The organism is Roseivivax halodurans JCM 10272 (genome assembly GCF_000521785.1).
GTDB lineage: Bacteria > Pseudomonadota > Alphaproteobacteria > Rhodobacterales > Rhodobacteraceae > Roseivivax > Roseivivax halodurans.
Genome location: NZ_JALZ01000132.1, coordinates 1 through 641 on the forward strand (window position 1 = coordinate 1; position 641 = coordinate 641).

At 64.7% G+C, this 641-nt stretch carries 1 protein-coding gene; it reads left to right on the forward strand.

The genetic code is table 11. From position 1 onward, the window contains the following. Positions 1-106 precede the first annotated feature (106 nt). A partial coding sequence (locus OCH239_RS21475) for an IS110 family transposase (RefSeq protein ID WP_037267602.1) occupies positions 107-641 on the forward strand: 535 nt, incomplete at its 3' end.

Sequence of the window (641 nt, forward strand, 5' to 3'; positions counted from 1 at the left end):
CGAGATGCCGTAACGGGGCCTGCGCCACGCGCCGCCCGTTACCGCTTGCCAGCTGTCGCGCGAGCTGTCGCCGTTCCCGTATCGCACCCTGGAGGAGGATCACGGGATGAGACTGTTTGTCGGACTGGATGTATCGCTGGAGAAGACCGCCGTCTGTGTGTTGAACGAGCACGGGAAGATCGTGAAGGAGGCAGAGGTCGCCAGCGAACCCGAGGTACTCGCGCGCTGGATCGGCACGCAGCCAGGGCGCATTGCTGCCGTTGGCCTCGAGGCCGGACCACTGTCTCAGTGGCTGCATCGGGGACTTTCGGTCGCCGGCCTGGACGTGGTGCTGATGGAGACACGCCGAGTGAAGGGTGCCCTGAAGGCGATGCCGATCAAGACTGACAGGAGGGATGCCGAGGGTATTGCGCGCTTGCTTCACCTCGGATGGTTCCGACCCGTCCACTGCAAGTCCGTCTCGGCACAGGAAGTTCGCGCTCTACTGACGGCGCGCAAGGCGGTCCAGCAGGGGATGCTCGCCCTGGAGATGTCGTTGCGCGGGCTGCTGCGGAACTTCGGTCTCAAGGTCGGCGCCATCTCCCGAGGGCGGTTCGAACACCGTATTCGAGAACTGACCTCAGGCAACGCGATGCTGGGCG